Genomic DNA, 17755 nt, shown 5'->3' with positions numbered 1-17755 from the left:
AAATCCACCGAAGCGGGTTGAATTGACAACATTCATTATTCCGTTGAGATCAATTATCGCCATGTAACACGAATTAATTAGAAACAATGATGAAATGCTATCTTTTTCTGTTATTGCTAATTTCCATCTGAAAAATATCGACTTGAGAATCAAACTCTTTTTGCGGTTCAAGTCGTGTGGTTTTTCTATTAATGGGACTCAACTGCTCCTTCTCTTCAATTAATGACTGAGAAATATAAGCATCAAATCGATTAATTTCTTCAAATATTTTCCCTGCTAGCTCATCAATAGTTTTCCAAATAGATGAATTTTTTGAAGTTGTATCTTTAAGTTCGCGATTTATTTCCTGGTGGAAAAGCCTTAGCTGCCTAATAAAATCAGATATTTTTCTATCAAGAGAACTTTTTGAAATCAAAATAGCCTCAATGTGCTCATCTTTTTGTGATGACTCTTCAACTAACTCTGCGTTTCTAGAAGAGATCGCCAGTAGCTTAGCAGATAACTGAGTTACTTGTTTTTTATAAGGCAACTCATTTTTTATTGCCTCATCAATTTTATTAGCATAAAAAGAATCATTGTATTTACGTTCACTTGTGTATGCCTGTATTATTCTCTCATACAGTTCATCTTTTGAGCGCTTAAAATTTTTAAGTAATGAAACCCATATTTCCCTTTCTGTTTTCCTGGCGTTCGATACTTCTTTTTTTCTTTCTTTACTTTCAACGAAAGATGAAATCCATAGAAAAAACAAAGCAATAATTGGGTAGACCAACTGAGCAACATCATCACCACCACCGAAATGCCTAATGATACGACTTGCAAAGAAAGTAGTAGCGCCAGTAAATACAAATATTATAAAAGTAGTAAAATTCATAAGTTACACCTTAACTTTTAATTTCACTAGATAGATAATCGTGCTTTATTCCATTATCTTTTAGATAATCGCTAAAAACAAGCGGGGCATTTTCCAAAAACCGAAGGGTTACATAAATATTATTAATTTGTTCCTCAAGCAGATTTGTTGAACCCGCAAGATAAAACTCTGTATTTAAGGACACCTTTAGTTCATCATCACGTTCCTGCTCTAGAGTATGAGCTTTGATTCCTATTGAATATCTATTATATTTATCAACAAGTTCCACCACCTCAGTATGCAATAACTTTCTTTCGAACTTCTCGTATAAAAAGTTGATGCTAAAACCGATAGCTGCAGACGATGGCTTCTTGAAAATTGAATAAACTATTGAATAGGGAGCCTCATTTTCATCCGAGGTAAACGAAAATGACCCAAACGCGTAATAATCAGACTCGCTATTTGCCTTGAATTTATGTTCCGTTATACTTGAAACACCAGTCATTCCTTTTAGCGCATCATATAGTTCAGATTGCTCAGTCATAAAATCCTCAACCTCATCAGTAGAATCATATAGTACATACTAAAATTAGTATACAACAACATACACCAAATTAAAATCACTTAATAGTATTTAGGTCTGAAAATGGATCATTGTAAATTAAATGCAGCCACACTAATTAACTGGCAATTATCTATACCTGCAACCATCACTTTATATCCCCAATGCTTCACAGGGTTACTTTATGAAATTTAAATACCTCATTGAAGGTATCAATGAAATATTTCATTGCTTTGAAGCTATGGAACTTTGGATTGAATGACTAATCAGGTTGTAGAATATAGATTAATCTCTAGATTAGTTGCTGAAATGTCTCGCTCTGCTTTGCTACACATGCACCGCCAGCCATTCAATCATCTCTTAGATAATTTGCTAGTCATTGTTAGCACCCCTTGCGCGCCTGACGCGCACTCCATTTAACACGAATGCAATAGACGCCCCCCCCGGCAGCACTCTTGAATAATTCACCATCTTGCGAGTATTACTAACACGATACACCCGGTTTGGGATTCCTGCTGCCATGATTCTGCGAATATCTCGATTACTGGTCATTGACTCTCCTCACACCGGCATACCGGGCAAGTATTGTCGCTCATTGAGTATGGAAAGCTGCTATCCATCTCATCCATCCAGCGCTTGTGCTCAGAGCACCAGAATACTTCCCATGGCATGCCGTGATACTTCATCAGGCAGGTAACGCGGTACGGTATTTCCTCTGGCGGCAACTCCTCGTCCAGTAGCCTGTTGTTAAGCTCGCGCTCAGCTCTTGCCAAAAGGCGACTAAGTTCCCGGTTTTCGTTTTCCAGTCGCGTGAATTGGTCTTGCAATTGCGCTTTAGTAGCCATCACTCAGCCTCCCTGACGTCGACGCCGGCGGAGCGCATAGCCCTGATGGCGTTCTGCGTCCCGTCAACAAACCCATTGCAGTAATCCTTGCTTCCGCCAGACATGTGCTGTACGGCTGCCAAATCGCAATCAAGCAGCTTCACGGTGACGGTGCGGGACTCCAGCTCGGCCATGCGATCATGCAGCTTTGCCGCAGCCTCAATGCCGCCGGCAACGAGTGCGTTTTTGGCCTGCGCCTTCTCCAGCGCCTCTACCAGCTCAGCATTGCGGGACTCAGCTTCTTTGAGCTTTTTGGTCAGCCTGTCGTGACCGTCAACGATTTTCGGGACCTGGCTAACCATGTGCTCTTCTGCACGCTCTACCGCTTCACGCAACGCTCTGGTGCTGACAACGCGCTTACCAGCTTCACAGAGTGCATGGAGTGGAGTGAAAAACTCACGGCGAGCCATTCGGGCAGCAACGATAAACAGGATGCTGCCGGACTCGCGAGCAACTTCAGGTGTAAGTTCGGTGATATCAGTTGTCATGCGGCACCTCCTTCTTTTGTCAAAGGCTCACCACATTCCCGGCAGAATTTATCCAAGCCACCATTTTTTAACTTGGCAATAAACCACTCGCTTGCGTAAAAGCCATGCGGAGGACGCCCATCTTGCAGAGTACATACCGAAGAATTTATCAGCGCAAAATTGTCCGCCGCCAGCACACACACCCGCTCATTCAACCGCGCAACATCTGCCTTCAGCCCCACGTTCTCCGAAGCCAGCTGCTGGTACGCCTTAGCCAGGTCCAGGTACTTCCGCTCTTTGATTGACAACTCGCCTGCGCTCTCCAGCGTATGAATGAGCTCGTTTACCGTTTCAATGTTCATTTTCTCACTCCCGCCAGGCACTGGTTAAACAGGTTCGTTATTGGGTTTCTGCAGCCAAAATAGGGCGTAAATTCGAATGTGAATTCCCGTACCGGCTCAACGATTTTCTGCCAGGAAGGAAGCGAATATGTGTAAGCGCCTTTCGGGCCAGAACGCCTGATTTCTTTGCTTTCTGATAGCTTGCACAATGCTGAGTTAACGCAGGACTTAAGCAGATCAGTGCCTTCGATAACTTCGGCAAACGTGCAGCCAGGGTGTTTGCCGATGAAATTGATGATTAGCTGCCGGTTGCTGGTTTTTTTCATGATTTTCCCCTCCCCAGGCCAAACTTTTGACGAATTTCAGCGATTTTATTTAATCCCATCTCCCGACTAAGAGGGCGTCCGCCCAAAACTGGCAGTTGCTTAACGGGCTCTGGTATCGCCTCCCCTGCGTTCAGACGCCTTGCCATGCGCCCTAGCTCATCCGCAGCCTTTCGACGCAGCTCAGAGTCACTGAGGCTGTTTGCTCGCATGTTCTGGTAGAGGGTTGTGACTAGCCAGTAGTGTGTATTGCTTTTCCAGGGGTATGACTCTGCATCCGGATACTGGCCCCTTGTCCGGCAGTACTGATAAACCATGTCGACCAGATCGTGTGCATCGGGAAGCCCGGCAGCGGCTGATTCTTCAGCTTTGCACCATGCAACAAACTGCCCCGGAGACGGCAGGAAAGGCTTTTCCTGGCGCCGTGCGACTCGCATTCCCGCGGCAACCTGTGCCAGATCGGTAATACCGTTTTCCCCGAACGCTAGAAGCCACTGGCGGCGAAATTCGTTGAGCTCTTCCTGGGTTCGGAAGTTCGCCATACTGGCCGGGAACGTTGCACGCAGTTGGTTAAATAACTCGTTTAAAATTTCTGCCGTTTTTTCTGCCTGCGGACGCTCTTCGTGTTGCTCCGGCAAGCCGTGTGCAATGCGACGAAACTGGTCTCGATCCAATTCCTGAAGCTGCTGACCAATGTTTTTCATGAGTGCACTCCGTCGATCCAGTCTGTGTTGTTCCAGTCCAGCTCTTCCCGATTGGTCTGATGTGTCCGCCCGCCATCTCGCTGAAGCGTCAGCGTGTCCCAGTGCTTGCGCAGCTTGTCAGGCGACAGAACGTTGGTTTTCCAGAACGAGTCTTTGCTGGCCCAGTCGTACAGGGTGCAAATTTCGCTGTGAGTGCGGTTATCCATCTGTCGGATTAGTCGCACTGAGTTTGACCAGCTCGTCAGGTCTGGCGACTTGCTGGCAGGTGCGATGATTTTTACCCTGGAGGAAATCCACTCAGCGACTCGCAGGTCTTCAGAGGTTCCCCACTTAGTACCGGTTGGGGTGTGAACTACCGCGTCAGGGTGAGCAGACAAAAATTTCTTCAGGCGGTCGTCAGAGGATTCGCCAGAATTCTCGGACGAAGATCTTTTAATCTTTTTATTCTTGTTATTACCTTCTTGTTCATGTTGTGCGGTTGTTTGTGCGGCTTCATGTGCGCCACCATGTGCGGGTATGGCCTTCAAACCCTCGCCATTGCTGGCTTCGTCATGTGCGATTGTTTGTGCGGCTACATGTGCGGTTATTTGTGCGGGTAAAATATCTATTTTTTGAGCATACTCAGCAAAATTTGTGATACTGATCACTCTCCCTTTTTGCTTCTCTCCTTCGATAGAAATCATCCCTTCACGCACAAAAACTGCCAGCATTCGCTCAACAGAATCTCGGCTGGTAGGGTTACCTTTTCGGTCGCAAAGCTGCAGCCCTAAATCAGCCGCAGTGGCCACCAGTTGACCGGGAAGCAAGGACCATTCGCGGCCTTTAAAAGTCGCTGTAAATGGCTGTCGCGCAGCATTGAGCAGCAGGTTTTCCCACAGGGTCCTGAGGTACACATCTTTTGCCCACGGCTGTTTGAGGACGCTCCGGTACAACGGGATGTAGCCAGACTTCTGGTTGTCCATCCTGTTGCTCCTGAATTGGCCCGGCGCGCTGCCGGGGAACTTGAGTATTTCTGCAGTATTCATGCTTCACTCTCCCAGCCCGCCTCTTTCAGGAACTCGCGGTAGGCATCCAGGATGGCACGCGCATCAGCTGGCAGTTCAATATCAGCCTGATCAGCGACTATCTGAAGGAACTGGCGCGCCTTTTCTGCGCTAAACTGCGGCAGAGCCGCGCTGCGGGTGAGTTTCTTTTTGCCAGAGGCTTTGGCCCTGGCTAGACCCTCTTTTGCGATTTTTGCAGCCTTTGGACCATGCTCGCGAGAAAGAGCCACAGCAGTAGAAGCTGACACCTCTCCGGCTTCAACCATACTGAGTAACACGTCGCCTGATGAAAGCAGTTGAAGGTGGTTCTCAACATCAGCAACGGACCGATGAAAAGCGTCAGCAATTTCCTGTGTTGTATGCCCGTGATTTTTAGCGCGGTTGTATTGCTTGGCTCGTTGGATCGACGTTATTGCCAGACCGTTATTTCTGCCAGCCTGAAGCGCAAGCCTCTGTAGCTCCGTTCCGATAAAGTCTTTGCATTCAATCCGAGGGATACTCACGCCTTGCGCGCGGGCATAGCCAGCCCCTATAAAGCGGTGCTGACCATCAATAATTTTCACGCCTTTTTCTGTAACCTGAACATCTAGCGCCGGTAAGTCAGTGCCTGACTTCCAGAGCTCACACATATGCTGAGCCCAATCCTCATTTAAATGGCGCATGTTGTCGCCAGGTTCCAGGTAAAGTTCCTCGTAAGGCACCATGAAAGTCTTCTTAACGGTAGTGCCAGTGCCGTTTTTATCCTTTTGCTTGTAAAGCTGGGAGAGCGTGGTCATAATTATTCCTGTGAATTGATCCAGTAATTCGCATAGAAAGCCGTTGGAGTTGCTGCTCCGCGGCTTTCGCCATTTTTGTTACCCTTCATGCCTCAAAATCCCCCTTCTCTCCCGACCTGTTCGAAATCAGAATGGCCAGCAGCAGTGCCATGTTTGGAAGCAAACTCTCGCGCCAGCGGCTTACCGTCGATTTGTTGACTCCGGCCACTTTTGCGATCGCCGTGGCGCCCACTTCCGATATCTGGCTGTGTAACCAGCTCTCTATCCTCCGGGCCTCCACTTTGTTGCGTGTCATTGATTTTTCCATTTGTGATACTTCCTCTGGTGTTGTTTGAAAGGCCGCCGGTCAGGCGGCATTAGCTTTTGTTGGCGGGAATACGTCATCAATACTTACTGACGCCCCGAACTTGTTAAGAGCGGCAACAATCTTTCTGCATTGCTCAATGCTGAGATTCCGCTTTCCGTTTTCGTAGTGGCAGATGGCGCCAGTTGTCAGGTTTAGCTCTACTGCAATTTGGCGCTGAGTAAGCCCTGCTCGACGTCTGATCTTGCTTAGATTGTTCATGTCGGGTCTCCTATAAACGATTTAAATATACATATTGTATTCTAACTTCGCAAGGTAAATATACATTTTGTGTCTAGAAGAAAAATATACAACTTGTATGATTTAGGTATGAGTATGAAATGGTATGACTTAGCAAAGTCCCTGATGAAAAGTCAGGGCGTTAACCAGGAGCAGCTGGCCGAACATCTCGGGATAACCAAAGGTGCGGTTAGTCATTGGCTGAACGCCAGGAGAGAACCAAGCCTTGAAGAGATAGCAAAAATCCTTCGCTTTCTTGGAAAACAGAATTTCTCAGTTGGGGCTGGCGGCATGATCATTGACGAAACGCTAAAAGGCGATGTTGGTTACATTGGGCCCTACAATCCCGGTAATAAATACCCTGTTCTAAGCAGCGTTCAGGCGGGGTCATGGTGCGAGGCAGTAGAACCTTATACAACGAAAGATATTGATCTTTGGCTGGAGTCGAATGCACACATTCAAGGTGATGCATTTTGGCTTTTGGTTGATGGTGATTCAATGACTGCGCCGGTTGGGTTGAGCATTCCTGAGGGAACGTATGTTCTGTTTGACACTGGTCGAGAGGCGATTAACGGTAGCCTGGTGATTGCGAAGCTATCAGAATCAAACGAGGCGACGTTTAAAAAGCTAATCATCGATGGCGGCCAGAAGTACCTGAAAGGCTTAAACCCACAGTGGCCATTGGTGCCCATTAACGGTAACTGTCGAATCATTGGCGTTGCTGTAGAAACTAAATTGAAGCTGATTTAGGAACCTGCAGACGTACAGGAAGCATGGGTAGGTCGTAATCTGATGGACGTGGTATTGCAAGACAAGAATAACATCCTTCAAGTTGTTATAGGATTGAATAACTATCTTATTCACTATAGAGGTAATAATGTCAGCAGATTTTAGATTACGAGAAGAACAAGACAGGGTTGACGAAGAAAATCGCATGATCTATGCCGAGATTGCCGCAAAACTGGTTATTCTTGGCTATGATCGCCACTCTGCGATAAAAAAGGTCAAAGAAGTGAATGAGAACCGGGAATATTATAGAAATGACCCAGGCGTTCACATCGAAGGCGATGAGTACCATCCTAGCCAATGGACAATAGACGAATGCAACTATCCAAAAGAGATTTCAGGTGAGTTTAACCCGCGACAGGTGCATAAGATTGCTCAAGAGCTTATTGATGATTTCTAGAATTATGATTGATAGAAGGTCGCAGAAATGCGGCCTTTTTTGTACGCCAAACAATGCAAGCATGTAGATAAAAACAATGCTTGCTTTTATGATTGCATGGTGTTTATTATGCAAGCACATTTCACAATAAGGTGCTTGCAGCAATGAGTGACAAGAAAGAACCCAAGGGAAAGGCAAAAGGCGGCATCGCTCGCGCCAAGGCGTTAACATCAAAACAACGTAGCGCTCAAGCCAAAAAAGGAGCAGCAGCCAGATGGGGGTATAAAGCGACCCATAAGGGTAGCTTTATGGATGAGTTTGGGATTGATGCTGAATGTTACGTTCTTAATGACGAAGATAAAACAGTCGTCACCAGTAAGCGTGGATTATCCAGACTGCTTGGTTTGGGTGGTCTTGGTAACGATGTTGACAGGGTTATTCACTCACAGTACATGGCGCCTTTCGTCGATGCAGTTTTGCTAGAAAAATTCAAAAATCCCCTTATTTTTCAATGGAAGGGTGATGATGCAGCATTGGGTTTTAGCGAGGCTCATGGATATGACATAACTGTAGTTGGTGATCTGGCTAGTGCATTAATAAAAGCCAATATCGCCGGCGCACTACCAAAAAGCAGGATTGAGGCTGCAAGACAGGCACAGTTGCTCTCTAATGCTGCAATGAAGGCCGGTATTAAAGGGCTTGCATATGCAATTGCAGGTTATCGCCCTGAAGTACAGGAAGTCATTAATGCGTTCAAGGCTTTTGTTCGTGAAGAAGCGCGCCAATATGAGAAAGAGTTTCCTGATGAACTATACGAAGAATGGTACCGCTTATACGGATTAAATCGCCCTGAAAAAGGCAGACCAATTCGATTCGGACAACTAACAAACATGCAGATTTACGTCCCGCTCGCAAAGAGCAAAGGGAAAATACTTGAGCAGATTCGCGCCAGTCGTGATGAAAACGGAAAGCAGACCGATAAGTTACACTTGTTCCTTTCCGAAATTGGTGTTAAAGCGCTCCGGCAGCACATCGGGAAACTTCTTGGTGTTGCAGCCATGAGTGATAACAAAGAAGAATATGAAGCCGGGATCGAGAAGGTCTTCGGAAAAATGAAGACTGAATTATAACGGATGACCCGGCCACCGCGCCGGGTTTTTTATTACCCGTCCCCACCCCTTCTGCACTTCTTCAGCCTTAAACCTGTCCGCCCTTCTGCTCGTAACTCCTTATGAAATAGCTATCACTGGTGTTTTTTAAAGCAGTCCAACTCAAGTAAAAATAAAACCAAAGAAAATACAAAACGTTAGCCGAAGAACAAGATTTAAGTATACATTTCGTATTGCAATGTTTGAATACGTTTTGTATATTCAAATCATCCAAACAACACCGGCAACGCTGGGGTCTAGTCAAACGTTCCGTTAGCCGCGATAAGGCCAGGGTGAAGAGATGATCCGCGAAGAAGATAAAACCGAGTGGTTTAAGTTCCTGGCGCAGTTATTGGCAATAGTGGCCTGCGTTCTGGTGGTCAGTGCGTACTGTCTTATTCCTGGTGGTGGCGCATGAGCAGAAACGGCATTCGTTCACTGGTTATCGTGCTGGCTGTCAGCCTTGTTATCTGGTCAGCGGTGATTATCAAAATTCTGCATGTCGCGGGGGTATTCAATGGCTAAGTCAATTCCAAACAACGGACGCGCCGTGATGATGCGCAATGACCGCACTGGCGCCGCCTGGCTGGTCTCATTCAATTATCGCGACGGAAGCTACTGGCACGAGCCACAAGGCAACCTGAGGCACATCCGGCGGCCTTACGCCTCGCGCAGCATTGAACCAAACCTGGTACCAGCCGGGACGCATTAACCAGCGCATTTCAGCGCACGAATTTAACTGAGCTATCAGGCAGCCATTCCAGTGCCGGGCATCTCTCAACCTTTTGCAGGAGAAACCATGAGCGAAATAACGGATTTAGTCGTCATCGAAAAGAAAAACGCGATGGCGGTATTCACCAATAACGACCAGCTCGACCCGCTTATTGAAGCTATCGAGAAAGAAGCGCGCAGCCTGGTTCCGGATGTAACCACCAAAAAAGGCCGTGACGCTATCGCTTCAATGGCTCACAAGGTCGCGCGCTCTAAAACGTACATCGACAACGCAGGTAAAGACCTGGTCGCTGAGTTGAAGGCGCTGCCAAAGAAGATTGACGAAAGCCGCCGCATTGCTCGTGAGCGTCTTGATGCGCTGAAAGATGAAGTGCGTCGCCCGTTGACCGAATGGGAAGCCGAGCAGGAACGCATTAAGGCCGAAGAAGCCATGAACGCGCTGCACGCCGAAGCGCTGGAAATGAACATCAAGTTCGATCAGGAGTTGGCGGCCAAGTTCGAAGCGGACCACGAAATGGCCCTGCTGATGGATAAAGATATTGACCGCGAACGCGCAGATAAAGCAGCCGAAGCCGAACGCCAGCGCATTGCCCGCGAAGAAGAGATTAAGCGCCAGGCGGAAGAGAAAGCCAAGCGTGAAGCAGCAGAAAAGGCACAGCGTGAAATCGACGCCGCTGCAGCCAGAGAACGCGAGGCGCTTTTAGCGAAGGAGCGCGCCGAGCGTGAGCAGAGGGAGTCCGCTGAAAAGGCTGAGCGTGACCGCATTGCGGCTGAGCAGAAAGCAGAGGCTGACAAACAGGCGGCTATCGATGCCGAGCGCCGCAAAGCGCAGGAAGAAGCCGATCGCATCCGTTGTGAAGCTGAGCAGCGTGAACAAGCTCGACTCGCTGAAGAGAAGCGCAAAGCCGATGAACAGGCGCGCCGGGAAGCCGACGTTAAACACCGCAAGGCTGTCGGTACTGACATCGTCAAAGCGCTCCTGGCTAAAACCAGCCTAACCCGCGATCAGGCTATTGAAGTCCTCACCGAGATTAAAGACGGAAACATCCCGCATACCGGGATCAGTTACTGAGGTGCGTCATGAAATTAAAACTCAGATACGACAACGCCCACGGATACCTGAACACACAGCGCGATCAGGTGCTTGAGCTTGACGGCGTGGTCCTGGACGGAACGGTTGATACGCGTGAGGTCCTTCCTCAGTTGGATAGCGCTGTGATTCTGGAGTGGCTTTCTGAACAGGGGTACGTGATTACGCACCGGGTGCAGGCGGCATGAGCGCATCAGAAAAATGGGATGACGATGCTTTTATCCAGTTGATGACAGAGGCAATTACCTCCTCTGAACAAAGCAATGAAGTCCAGGTTGATTTGGCTGCCGAACGAATGAATGCGGCAATTGGATGGGAAGAATTCGCGGGGAACTATCAATGACAGAGAAAAAAGTTTACGCAGCCATCAGCGCTGTCGCCGGCGAGCTGGCAGAAAAGGGGATCAGCAAGGGCAGAAAACAAGGGAGCCAGGTCAACTACGCGTTCAGGGGTATTGATGACGTTTACAACGCGCTGGCCCCTGCCCTGGTTAAACACAAACTGCTGATCCTTCCTCGTTGCACTGAGCGTACATCGTGCGAAAGAACCAGCAAAAACGGCGGCGCCCTGTTTTACATCACTGTCCGTGCTGAGTTCGACTTTGTCAGCACAGAGGACGGCAGCCTGCACACGGTTGTTACTTACGGCGAAGCAATGGACAGCGGTGATAAAGCCACTAACAAGGCCATGTCGATTGCCTACAAATACGCAGCGTTTCAGGCGTTCTGCATCCCGACCGAGGAAACGACTGCAGACCCTGATTATGAGCAGCATCAGGTTAAGCCAGCTGACGCCGATAAGGTTCTCGCCGACTTCTCCAGGTATGCGAGTTCAGAGAACGACCCTAAAGCGCTACAGGCCAGTTATGCGAAAGCGTGGGGGCTTCTTGATGGCTTCCCGGATCACCAGGCGAAATGCAAAGACGTTACCGGTATTCGCCTGAAAGAACTGAAACAAGCGGCCTGACGGGGAGAGAACACCATGAAAAAAGTCGCCTTTTATCGCCGCTCCGGTCGCTCCGGGAAGTTCTCCGGACTTAAAGAGCGTGTCGTGTGGATGATTCAGACCCGCGGCCGCCCGGTTTCAGGGGAAGAGATTGCTGCTGTTTTTGGCGTGTCATTGCCGGAGTTCAACCAGGTAGCCAGGACGATTACCCGCGGGTCTGGAAAGGTAGTCACCATCATCGCATCTTCAACATGGGTAACCGGCTCGGGGATTCTCGATCGCTATTTCGACATAAGCAGCTCAATCAAATACGCAACCCCGACTTCTGGGACAGCGAAAACCCGTCTCTGCACTCGTCGGGCGGTCGAGGTCCATCGCAGTGGCTGCCGTAAGGAGTGCATAGAGAAAGCGGCCCGGCGCCGCCGGCTAATCAATGCCGGATTGTACATAGATGAATTTGAGGGGGTTCTATGAGCGGACAGTATCTGCGCCCCCCTATTCGTTCAGGAAGCCGCGATGAGGTATTGGCTCGATGCTTTGAAGCTATCGCCAATAACGATTACCAGACACCGAGCATGGAAGAGCGGCTTCAGCAGCGTTTCGAAAAGGATGTCTGGTACGACAATCTTGAAGCAAGTATGAGGCCCGGATTTGTGCCTGTTGGCCCGATGCGGCCGACAAGCGAAGACGAGAGATTCAAGCTTTATCGCACCCGCTACGGTGCCATCAGCAACGAATGAAAAGAGGTGCGCAATGAGCAAGCGGTACTCACTTATCTACGCAGATCCACCCTGGTCATACGGGAACACGATCAGCAACGGAGCAGCAGCCGACCATTACTCAACGATGCGGCTTATCGACCTGAAGCGCCTGCCGGTATGGGAGCTCGCCGCGGATAACGCCGTGCTGGCAATGTGGTACACCGGCACCCACAACCAGGAGGCGATCGAGCTGGCCGAGAGCTGGGGCTTTACGGTGCGCACGATGAAGGGCTTCACCTGGGTGAAGCTGAACCAGTTGGCCGAGTTGCGCATTAACAAGGCCATGGCAGAGGGAGAGGTCGCCGACTTTTACGACTTCCTCGACCTGCTGAATGCCGAGACGCGCATGAACGGCGGCAACCACACCCGCGCTAATACCGAAGACGTGCTGATCGCCACCTGCGGCACCGGGTTGGAGCGCCTGAATGCCGGCATTAAACAGGTGGTTTGCAGCCCGCTCGGCGCACATAGCGAAAAGCCGTGGGAGGTTCGCCACCGACTTGAGCTGCTATACGGCGATGTGCCGCGGATTGAGTTATTCAGCCGCAGCTCGGCGACAGGCTGGAGTCACTGGGGTAATCAGTGCGCTACCGCTTCCGTTGAGTTTCTCCCCGGCTGCGCCATCGACGTTGTTAAGACGGAGGCAGCATGAAGCCTGCAGCCTACTACAACGAAATTGACCCTTTCGCGGCTCAGTGGCTGCGTAACCTCATGGCTGCCGGGCATATCGCCCCGGGCGAAGTAGACGAACGGAGTATTGAAGATGTCACACCTGACGACCTCAGAGGATTTACCCAGTGTCACTTTTTCGCCGGGATCGGCGTCTGGTCTCATTCCCTCCGTCTCGCCGGATGGCCTGACGATAAACCAGTCTGGACAGGTTCCTGCCCGTGCCAGCCTTTCAGCGCGGCAGGCAAAGGAGATGGGTTTGCTGACGAGCGGCACCTTTGGCCACACTTCTTCCATCTCATCAGCGAGCGCAGACCTCAGCATGTCTTTGGCGAACAGGTTGCAAGCGGTAACGCAAACACATGGTTCGACCTTGTACAAGCAGACCTGGAAGGATTGGATTACGCCTTCGGGCTTGTGCCGTTTACGTCAGCGAGTATCGGCGCGCCGCACATCAGAGAGCGGGCCTACTGGGTGGCCCACGCCAGTTGTGGGAGATATGACGGGTGGCCCGAGACCTCCGGACAAAAAGCGCGGACCGGCACCGGGATTGCAATCGGCGACGGCGTTAACGGGATGGCCCACGCCCACAGCAGCCAATGCGAAGGGGTCTCAATCATTCGAGGGGTTAAGCTCAACGGGGAAAACACCGGAGGGGAAAAAGGTCGCAGTCAGCCTGAATCATGTAGCGAAGTTCGCCGGCTGGCCAACACCACAGGTCAACTACATCACCAATGCAACGACGGTGCAAATGAGCGCGGACGGCAGAGAGACTCCGAACAAAATAGGATGGGCGGCGAGCCTGTGCGGCCCCTTGAGGTTAACGGTTTTTGGCGAGATGCGGACTGGCTCTTTTGTCGAGATGGGAAATGGCGTCCAGTTGAACCCGGCACATTCCCGCTGGTTGATGGGGCTACCGCACGCATGGGACGAGTCGAGCCCGGGGTGGCAAGAGTGGCAAGCAGCAACCGCGTCGGCCGCCTGAAAGGGTACGGGAACGCCATAAACGCCCAGGCTGCAGCGGCTTTCATTCGCGCTTACATGGAGGTCGCATGACGCCAGAAGAACAGGAAAACATCCTCCGCGCCCAGGCTCGTCGCTGCGCAGAAGAGCTAACTAAAGCGATGAGCACAAAGCCTAAACCGAAGTGGAACGCTGTATGCCCCCCCATCCTTCGCAAGCACTACGAGAAGGTCCGGCCGATGGGCGTCAGTCTGGTGAAATTTGTCAGTGTAATTGGCCGCATGCAAGGCCGGTATGGAGTGGAATCATGAGCGCAGAAATCATCGATCAGGCCAACGAGCTGGCAGAGCGCCGTCTGGAAATGACCATCCAGAACATGCGCATCAACCATAACGCGGTATCGGCAGAAAAGTGTGTGGATTGCGGCGATGAGATACCGGCGCGGCGCCGCGAACTGGTGGCGGGCTGTCAGCGCTGCGCGGATTGTCAGGAAGTGGCTGAAGAACGCGGAAAGCATCGGAGGTGATTATGGGTGAAGTTGTTGTGATGGTTTCCCCCGGAAAATGGGTTGCTGAAGACCAGCTGATCGCCATGAAGGGAATCAAAAAGGGGACGCTAAAAAAGGCTCGTGAAAACACCTTTCTCGAAGGGAAGGAATACCGTCACGTGTCTTTCGACTGTGAGCCCTGGGACAACAGCCCATGTTTTTACAACATCGATGAAATCGATATGTGGATCGAAAGACAGAAGCCGGCGAAACCACGAAAGCAATCTGTTTAAATACCCTTTCCTTTCAACCAACGAGGAATCGTTATGATCAAATACCCAACAGGGGTGGAAAACCACGGCGGCACGCTCCGCCTGTGGTTTATCTACCAGGGAGTCAGGGTAAGGGAAAGTCTTGGCGTGCCTGATACGCCAAAAAACAGAAAAGTAGCCGGCGAATTGCGTACTTCTATCTGCTATGCGGTCAAAACAGGGGCTTTCAATTATCCCGCCCAATTCCCGCAATCGCCTAACCTGCGAAGATTTGGTTTCAGCCAGCCTGGTGTGACATTGAAAAATCTGTCAGATCGGTGGCTCGAACTGAAACGCATGGAGATAACGGAGAATGCGCACAATCGGTACGTCTCTTACATTAAAATATGCACTGAAATTCTCGGGCCAGAGAAACCAGTAGGAGCATTCAGTAACGAAGATGTGCTGCTTGTGCGCAAAGAACTGCTAACCGGTTTTCAAATCTGCGGTAAACACCAGAAAAACCGATCGGCAAAAAAAGGGAGGACTGTCAGAACGGTGAACGTTTATCTGAATTGCTTTTCCCAGATGTTCAAGTTTGCTGAGATGAACGGATACATCGATAAGTCGCCATTTGCCGGGGTAGCGCCGCTCAGGAAAAGTAAAGCCGATCCGGACCCGTTAACAAAAGCCGAATATCGGAGAATGCTGGATGGTTGCCCGTCTGAACAGATCCGCAATTTGTGGGTGTTGGCGATTAACACAGGTATGCGGCATGGCGAAATCTCTGCTCTTGCATGGGAAGATATCGACCTGAAAGAAGGCACAATAACCATCAGCCGGAACATCGCCATAAAAGGACACTTCACCCCGCCTAAAACTGAAAGCGGAAACCGGGTTGTTAATCTGACAGAGCCAGCCATCCAGGCGCTGAAAAACCAACTTGCTTACACACGCATGGGTAAGCAGCACCAGATTGACGTTCATTTGCGCGAGTTTGGCCGGGTTCGGGTGGATGCCTGCACTTTCGTTTTCGTACCGCGGCTGACCGCCAGAAACGGGATGGGGGGAAGCTGGTATGCGCCTGGTTCTTTTGGTGCCACGTGGAATGACATTCTCAAGCGTGCGGGGATCAGACATCGCCGCGCGTATGAGTCACGTCATACCTACGCATGCTGGGCGTTGAGCGCCGGGGCAAACCCAAACTTTATTGCAGCTCAAATGGGCCACACTTCAGCCCAGATGGTTTACAACGTTTACGGCAAATGGATGAGCGATAACAACGTCGATCAGTTGAGCATTCTTAATGCCAATTTCAACAGCGATGCCCCACAGATGCCCCAGGCGATTTCCATGTAATGGAAAACTCCTTATGAATCATACTTTCACTGCGCCCAGTCAGGCTTGTTCAAAATATGGTCCTGCCAGTCGTTGACGGTGGACTCTTTCACCGCAATATGGCGCACGGAAATACGCTCGCCGTGCATCGCCGCCTTCGATCCGGTTAGCAGCGGGTGCCAGTGCGGCAGCGGCTGACCTTCAGCAAGCAGGCGATAGGCGCAGGTTGGCGGCAGCCACTCAAAGGTCGGCAGGTTGTCTCGCGTAAGCTTGATGCAGTCCGGCTCATACTCGAAGCGCCGCTCATAGTTACGACACTGGCAGGTTTTAATATTTAACTGACGGCAGGCGACGTTAGTAAAATAGATTTCGTCAGTATCCTCATCCATCAGCTTATGCAGGCAGCACTGTCCGCAGCCGTCGCACAGTGATTCCCACTCCGCGTCGGCCATTTGCTCCAGCGTTTTATGTTGCCAGAAGAGTTGTTCGCTCATAGGGATGTCCGTCATTGCAATTCAGGGTGCACCTTATAACCAGTCTGGCACGCCGATGCAAGTTTTGCCGCCTCGGGAGGCGGCAAAAGGACGTTACAGTACGCGAGTGGACAGGGTTAAACCGTTAAAACCGACTTCCAGCTCGTCGCCGCTATTCAGCGGGCCGACGCCTTCCGGGGTGCCGGTAAGCACCACGTCGCCGGCCTTCAGGGTAAAGAAGCGCGACATATAGGCAATCAGCGGCACAATTTTATGGATCATATCGGCGGTGGTGCCCTGCTGGCGAGCAGCGCCGTTCACCTTCAGGCTCAGCGCCGTGTTCTGCGGGTCACCGTGGAACTCGGCTGCGGGGATAAAACCGGAGATCGGGCAGGAGTTGTCGAATCCCTTGGCCTTCTCCCACGGCTGGCCGGCTTTTTTCATTTTGCCCTGCAGGTCGCGCAGGGTCAGATCCAGCGCCACGCCGTAGCCCGCGATCGCTTTAAGCACGTGCTCTTCGGTCGCCTGGCGCAGCGTGCTGCCAATCAGCACCGCCAGCTCCACTTCGTGATGCAACGATCCCAGCCCCTCAGGAAGCACCAACGGCTGACGGATATCGCATAACGCCGTCTCAGGTTTAATAAACAGCACCGGTTCTTCCGGCGTCGCACTGCCCATTTCCTTGATGTGGTTTGCATAATTGCTGCCCACGCAAACGACCTTGCTTACCGGAAAATCCAGTAATGCTCCCTGCCAGTTATGATGTTGGTACATTATTTCCCCTTAGTGGGTGAATCAGAGTGATACCCTTTTACTTCAGGCCGCCTCGGCGCGAACGACGTTCTCCTTCCGGCAGTCTGAATTATTTAAGGATTATTCCCCTGTTCCGCCAGGTGTTTCTTGAGTAAATTCTCAGGCGGTGGAGGAAGCTGTAGATAATAGCCCTGATCGCTCAACGCCTGTTTGACTTTTTCCAGGTCAGCGCCGACCAGTTTTTTACGCCCGTCGAGCGGCAGCAGCATGGTCATTTTCGGCGCGCCGAAGCTGCTCATTAATTCAGGGGGCACACGTGAGAAATCGTCCTTTTTTTCGACATATAAATAGGTTTGCTCACGTTTAGTACTTCGATAGATCACACAAAACATAGTTTTACCCGGAATTAGACTCGTGGTCACTTGCCTCAATATATGAGTGACT

31 protein-coding genes are annotated in these 17755 nt (G+C 50.3%); 17 read left to right on the top strand and 14 right to left on the bottom strand.

Annotated elements, in window-relative coordinates:
- Positions 1–97 precede the first annotated feature (97 nt).
- The 11 genes from NWP14_RS01460 to NWP14_RS01410 form a co-directional block, all read right to left on the bottom strand.
- Complete coding sequence (locus tag NWP14_RS01460; protein ID WP_375214630.1) at positions 98–874, bottom strand: hypothetical protein; 777 nt, start codon at positions 872–874, stop codon at positions 98–100.
- A 10-nt stretch (positions 875–884) separates the two neighbouring features.
- The gene (locus tag NWP14_RS01455; RefSeq protein WP_375214629.1) at positions 885–1397 is read right to left on the bottom strand and encodes a hypothetical protein; all 513 of its coding nucleotides are present in this window, start codon (positions 1395–1397) and stop codon (positions 885–887) included.
- 566 nt (positions 1398–1963) lie between these two features.
- Entirely contained in the window at positions 1964–2260 is a 297-nt protein-coding gene (locus NWP14_RS01450) for an antitoxin PHD (RefSeq protein ID WP_375214628.1), read from the bottom strand.
- Positions 2260–2787: a hypothetical protein gene (locus NWP14_RS01445; protein WP_375214627.1), complete on the bottom strand. Its 528-nt coding sequence runs from the start codon at positions 2785–2787 to the stop codon at positions 2260–2262. Before NWP14_RS01445 ends, NWP14_RS01450 begins: the two co-directional genes overlap by 1 nt.
- Positions 2784–3128: a hypothetical protein gene (locus tag NWP14_RS01440; protein WP_375214626.1), complete on the bottom strand. Its 345-nt coding sequence runs from the start codon at positions 3126–3128 to the stop codon at positions 2784–2786. Before NWP14_RS01440 ends, NWP14_RS01445 begins: the two co-directional genes overlap by 4 nt.
- A complete protein-coding gene (locus NWP14_RS01435; protein WP_375214625.1) occupies positions 3125–3433 on the bottom strand; it encodes a MarR family transcriptional regulator in 309 nt (102 codons plus the stop codon). The genes NWP14_RS01440 and NWP14_RS01435 overlap by 4 nt, the downstream gene beginning before the upstream one ends.
- Positions 3430–4134 (bottom strand): replication protein P, encoded by a 705-nt coding sequence (locus tag NWP14_RS01430; protein WP_375214624.1) that lies wholly within the window; start codon positions 4132–4134, stop codon positions 3430–3432. Before NWP14_RS01430 ends, NWP14_RS01435 begins: the two co-directional genes overlap by 4 nt.
- Complete coding sequence (locus tag NWP14_RS01425; protein WP_375215087.1) at positions 4131–5096, bottom strand: replication protein; 966 nt, start codon at positions 5094–5096, stop codon at positions 4131–4133. Before NWP14_RS01425 ends, NWP14_RS01430 begins: the two co-directional genes overlap by 4 nt.
- Before the next feature lie 59 nt (positions 5097–5155).
- Positions 5156–5953 (bottom strand): DNA-binding protein, encoded by a 798-nt coding sequence (locus tag NWP14_RS01420; protein ID WP_375214623.1) that lies wholly within the window; start codon positions 5951–5953, stop codon positions 5156–5158.
- 85 nt (positions 5954–6038) lie between these two features.
- Positions 6039–6260 carry a CII family transcriptional regulator gene (locus NWP14_RS01415; RefSeq protein WP_375214622.1) on the bottom strand — a complete coding sequence of 74 codons (222 nt, stop codon included), beginning with the start codon at positions 6258–6260 and terminating at the stop codon, positions 6039–6041.
- A gap of 39 nt (positions 6261–6299) precedes the next feature.
- On the bottom strand, positions 6300–6518 hold the full coding sequence (locus NWP14_RS01410; protein ID WP_074185987.1) for a helix-turn-helix transcriptional regulator: 219 nt from the start codon (positions 6516–6518) through the stop codon (positions 6300–6302).
- A gap of 108 nt (positions 6519–6626) precedes the next feature.
- On the opposite strand from NWP14_RS01410, the gene NWP14_RS01405 reads away from it, so the two are divergent.
- The 17 genes from NWP14_RS01405 (at position 6627) to NWP14_RS01325 (ending at position 16106) form a co-directional block, all read left to right on the top strand.
- Positions 6627–7286 carry a LexA family protein gene (locus NWP14_RS01405; protein WP_375214621.1) on the top strand — a complete coding sequence of 220 codons (660 nt, stop codon included), beginning with the start codon at positions 6627–6629 and terminating at the stop codon, positions 7284–7286.
- A gap of 127 nt (positions 7287–7413) precedes the next feature.
- A complete protein-coding gene (locus NWP14_RS01400) occupies positions 7414–7722 on the top strand; it encodes a hypothetical protein (RefSeq protein ID WP_375214620.1) in 309 nt (102 codons plus the stop codon).
- 143 nt (positions 7723–7865) lie between these two features.
- A complete protein-coding gene (locus NWP14_RS01395; protein WP_375214619.1) occupies positions 7866–8831 on the top strand; it encodes a P63C domain-containing protein in 966 nt (321 codons plus the stop codon).
- 432 nt (positions 8832–9263) lie between these two features.
- The gene (locus NWP14_RS01390; RefSeq protein ID WP_227550024.1) at positions 9264–9374 is read left to right on the top strand and encodes a hypothetical protein; all 111 of its coding nucleotides are present in this window, start codon (positions 9264–9266) and stop codon (positions 9372–9374) included.
- Positions 9367–9561, top strand: coding sequence for a hypothetical protein (locus NWP14_RS01385; protein WP_375214618.1), 195 nt, complete (start codon positions 9367–9369; stop codon positions 9559–9561). Before NWP14_RS01390 ends, NWP14_RS01385 begins: the two co-directional genes overlap by 8 nt.
- An 87-nt stretch (positions 9562–9648) precedes the next feature.
- Positions 9649–10653: a hypothetical protein gene (locus NWP14_RS01380; RefSeq protein ID WP_375215086.1), complete on the top strand. Its 1005-nt coding sequence runs from the start codon at positions 9649–9651 to the stop codon at positions 10651–10653.
- An 8-nt stretch (positions 10654–10661) separates the two neighbouring features.
- Positions 10662–10859, top strand: coding sequence for a hypothetical protein (locus NWP14_RS01375; protein WP_375214617.1), 198 nt, complete (start codon positions 10662–10664; stop codon positions 10857–10859).
- On the top strand, positions 10856–11014 hold the full coding sequence (locus NWP14_RS01370) for a hypothetical protein (RefSeq protein WP_375214616.1): 159 nt from the start codon (positions 10856–10858) through the stop codon (positions 11012–11014). Before NWP14_RS01375 ends, NWP14_RS01370 begins: the two co-directional genes overlap by 4 nt.
- Entirely contained in the window at positions 11011–11637 is a 627-nt protein-coding gene (locus NWP14_RS01365) for an ERF family protein (protein ID WP_375214615.1), read from the top strand. The genes NWP14_RS01370 and NWP14_RS01365 overlap by 4 nt, the downstream gene beginning before the upstream one ends.
- A gap of 15 nt (positions 11638–11652) precedes the next feature.
- Entirely contained in the window at positions 11653–12090 is a 438-nt protein-coding gene (locus NWP14_RS01360) for a regulator (protein WP_375214614.1), read from the top strand.
- On the top strand, positions 12087–12356 hold the full coding sequence (locus NWP14_RS01355; RefSeq protein ID WP_375214613.1) for a hypothetical protein: 270 nt from the start codon (positions 12087–12089) through the stop codon (positions 12354–12356). The genes NWP14_RS01360 and NWP14_RS01355 overlap by 4 nt, the downstream gene beginning before the upstream one ends.
- 13 nt (positions 12357–12369) lie before the next feature.
- A complete protein-coding gene (locus NWP14_RS01350) occupies positions 12370–13029 on the top strand; it encodes an MT-A70 family methyltransferase (protein WP_375214612.1) in 660 nt (219 codons plus the stop codon).
- Complete coding sequence (locus tag NWP14_RS01345; protein ID WP_375214611.1) at positions 13026–14102, top strand: DNA cytosine methyltransferase; 1077 nt, start codon at positions 13026–13028, stop codon at positions 14100–14102. The genes NWP14_RS01350 and NWP14_RS01345 overlap by 4 nt, the downstream gene beginning before the upstream one ends.
- Entirely contained in the window at positions 14099–14320 is a 222-nt protein-coding gene (locus NWP14_RS01340; RefSeq protein ID WP_375214610.1) for a hypothetical protein, read from the top strand. The genes NWP14_RS01345 and NWP14_RS01340 overlap by 4 nt, the downstream gene beginning before the upstream one ends.
- Positions 14317–14535: a TraR/DksA family transcriptional regulator gene (locus NWP14_RS01335; RefSeq protein ID WP_375214609.1), complete on the top strand. Its 219-nt coding sequence runs from the start codon at positions 14317–14319 to the stop codon at positions 14533–14535. The genes NWP14_RS01340 and NWP14_RS01335 overlap by 4 nt, the downstream gene beginning before the upstream one ends.
- 2 nt (positions 14536–14537) lie before the next feature.
- Positions 14538–14789, top strand: coding sequence for an excisionase family protein (xisR, locus tag NWP14_RS01330; protein WP_346431204.1), 252 nt, complete (start codon positions 14538–14540; stop codon positions 14787–14789).
- 33 nt (positions 14790–14822) lie between these two features.
- Complete coding sequence (locus NWP14_RS01325) at positions 14823–16106, top strand: Arm DNA-binding domain-containing protein (protein ID WP_375214608.1); 1284 nt, start codon at positions 14823–14825, stop codon at positions 16104–16106.
- Positions 16107–16132: 26 nt separating this feature from the next.
- Here NWP14_RS01325 and NWP14_RS01320 read toward each other — a convergent pair whose 3' ends face one another.
- The 3 genes from NWP14_RS01320 to NWP14_RS01310 form a co-directional block, all read right to left on the bottom strand.
- Entirely contained in the window at positions 16133–16579 is a 447-nt protein-coding gene (locus tag NWP14_RS01320) for a YcgN family cysteine cluster protein (RefSeq protein WP_076947366.1), read from the bottom strand.
- A gap of 93 nt (positions 16580–16672) precedes the next feature.
- Positions 16673–17332 carry a fumarylacetoacetate hydrolase family protein gene (locus NWP14_RS01315; RefSeq protein WP_375214607.1) on the bottom strand — a complete coding sequence of 220 codons (660 nt, stop codon included), beginning with the start codon at positions 17330–17332 and terminating at the stop codon, positions 16673–16675.
- Between the two features lie 92 nt (positions 17333–17424).
- A complete protein-coding gene (locus NWP14_RS01310; protein WP_095101779.1) occupies positions 17425–17703 on the bottom strand; it encodes a YcgL domain-containing protein in 279 nt (92 codons plus the stop codon).
- Between the last annotated feature and the right edge of the window lie 52 nt (positions 17704–17755).

The sequence above is a fragment of the Klebsiella sp. C349492 genome, assembly GCF_042055345.1.
GTDB lineage: Bacteria > Pseudomonadota > Gammaproteobacteria > Enterobacterales > Enterobacteriaceae > Klebsiella > Klebsiella scottii.
The sequence above is the reverse complement of the archived record's forward strand: the minus strand, read 5'-3'. Positions and strand labels throughout refer to the sequence as shown.